3 protein-coding genes and 1 pseudogene are annotated in these 2152 nt (G+C 72.6%); all 4 read left to right on the forward strand.

The features are described from left to right. A pseudogene (locus E1266_RS39760) lies at nucleotides 1-127 on the forward strand (2-hydroxyhepta-2,4-diene-1,7-dioate isomerase); the annotation flags it as partial. Between the two features lie 61 nt (nucleotides 128-188). Then, a complete protein-coding gene (locus E1266_RS39095) occupies nucleotides 189-896 on the forward strand; it encodes a cellulose binding domain-containing protein (protein WP_207946156.1) in 708 nt (235 codons plus the stop codon). A gap of 22 nt (nucleotides 897-918) precedes the next feature. After that, complete coding sequence (locus E1266_RS36935) at nucleotides 919-1683, forward strand: fumarylacetoacetate hydrolase family protein (RefSeq protein ID WP_132055186.1); 765 nt, start codon at nucleotides 919-921, stop codon at nucleotides 1681-1683. 9 nt (nucleotides 1684-1692) lie between these two features. Beyond that, the coding region (locus E1266_RS36940) for a DUF2461 domain-containing protein (protein ID WP_132055188.1) at nucleotides 1693-2152 on the forward strand (460 nt) is incomplete at its 3' end.

Here is a 2152-nt window from a genome sequence, read left to right on the forward strand (position 1 = left end):
CGACGTCCGGCTGCTCGCGCCGATACTGCCGAGCAAGGTCATCGCGATCGGCAAGAACTACGCCGCCCACGCGGCGGAGATGGGCGGCGAGGCCCCGGCCGAGCCGATGCTGTTCTCGAAGCCGTCCTGCCTCATCAAGCCCTGCCCCGCCGAATCCCGCCGAGCCGGGTCCGGCGTTCGCGTACGCGATGCCAGGGGCGCCGCAGCAGGAGACGATGCCGCCCGCCGCGTCGCCGTCCGGCGCGGTGCCGCCGTCCGGCACGCCGCGGTCGAAGGGCCCGCTGCTGCTCGTCGCGCTGGCCGGCGGACTGGTGGTGCTCCTCGCCATCGCCGGGGTCGCGGTGCTGCTGCTGACCGGCGGGTCCGGCGAGGACGACAAGGCCGGGGCGGGCACCTCCCCGGCGGCGTCCGCCCCGCCGACCGAGGGCGGCGGGCCGGCACCGGCGACACCCGGCGGCCCGCCGCCGAGCGGAGCGCCCGCCGTGCCGCCGTCGAGCGGGGCTCCCGCCGCACCCCCGGTGGGCGGGGCGCCCGGTGAGCAGCCCGCGTCGCCGCCGGTGCCCACCGCGCCGATCGGCCCGGTGCTGCGGGGCACCGGCATCACCTACCAGCTCGTCCAGCAGGACGAGGGGTACTTCGAAGGCCGGATGGTCCTCACCAACCGCACCGACGAGCCGATGAAGACCTGGAAGCTGACGTTCCGCACCCCCGGCGCGGACGTGAAGAACATCTGGGGCGCGAAGCTCGCCGAGGGCGGCGAGAAGGTCGAGATCAAGAATCTGGACGACGCCCCCGCGATCCCGCCCGGCGGCACGTGGGAGGTCCAGTTCGGCGCGGCCGGCGCCACGACGACCCCCGAGGGCTGCAAGCTCAACGGCAGGGCATGCGGCTTCTGACCGACGCACTAGGCTTTCGAGCATGCGTATCGCCAGGTTCTCCACCGACGACGGCATGGCCTTCGGCGTGGTGGAGGAGGACACCGTCGCCGCCATCGCGGCCCATCCGTTCGGTGAGCTGACGTTCACCGGGCAGCGTTTCCCGCTCGCCGACGTCCGGCTGCTCGCGCCGATACTGCCGAGCAAGGTCATCGCGATCGGCAAGAACTACGCCGCCCACGCGGCGGAGATGGGCGGCGAGGCCCCGGCCGAGCCGATGCTGTTCTCGAAGCCGTCCACCGCCGTGATCGGTCCCGGCGAGGCGATCATGTACCCGCAGAAGCTGTCGGAGCGGGTCGACTACGAGGGCGAGCTGGCCGTCGTCATCGGCCGGATGTGCCGCGAGGTGCCGGCGTCCCGCGCCGCCGACGTCGTCCTCGGCTACACCTGCGCCAACGACGTCACCGCCCGTGACCTCCAGGCCAGGGACGGGCAGTGGACGCGCGCCAAGGGGTTCGACACGTTCTGCCCGCTCGGCCCGTGGATCGAGACCGAGGCCGACCCCGCCGACCTCGCGATCTCCACCACCGTGAACGGCGAGGTCCGGCAGGACTCCAGCACGTCCCACCTGCTGCACGACGTCCCGGCCCTCGTCGAGTACGTGAGCCAGGTCATGACCCTGCTGCCCGGCGACGTCATCCTCACCGGCACCCCGGAGGGGGTCGGCCCGCTGGACATCGGGGACGAGGTGACGGTCACCATCGGCGGCGTCGGCAGCCTCACCAACCGGGTCATCGCCCGCGACTGAGGGGGAGCCGTGGCGTTCAAGGGATTCACCCACGAGACGTTCGAGTTCTACGAGGGCCTGCAGGCCGACAACAGCAAGTCCTACTGGTCGGCCCACAAGGACACGTACGAACGCCACGTACGCGAACCGATGACCGAGCTGTGCGCCGAGCTGGAGGACGAGTTCGGCGCGGTCAAGCTCTTCCGCCCGTACCGCGACCTCCGGTTCAGCAAGGACAAGACGCCCTACAAGACCCACCAGGGCGGCCATACGAGCGAGGGCTTCTACCTCCAGGTCGACGCGGACGGGCTGCTCGCCGCCGGCGGCATGTACGCCCCGACCCCCGAGCAGCTCCGCCGCTACCGGGACGCGGTCGGCTCCGACACGTCCGGCGGCGAGCTCCAGGCCATCGTGGACGAGCTGCGCGCCGCCGGGATGGAGATCGCCGGCGACCGGCTCAAGACCCGTCCCCGCGGCACGGCCCCCGACC

Origin of the sequence: Actinomadura sp. 7K534, assembly GCF_004348575.1 — a bacterium.
GTDB classification, from domain to species: Bacteria; Actinomycetota; Actinomycetes; order Streptosporangiales; family Streptosporangiaceae; genus Spirillospora; species Spirillospora livida.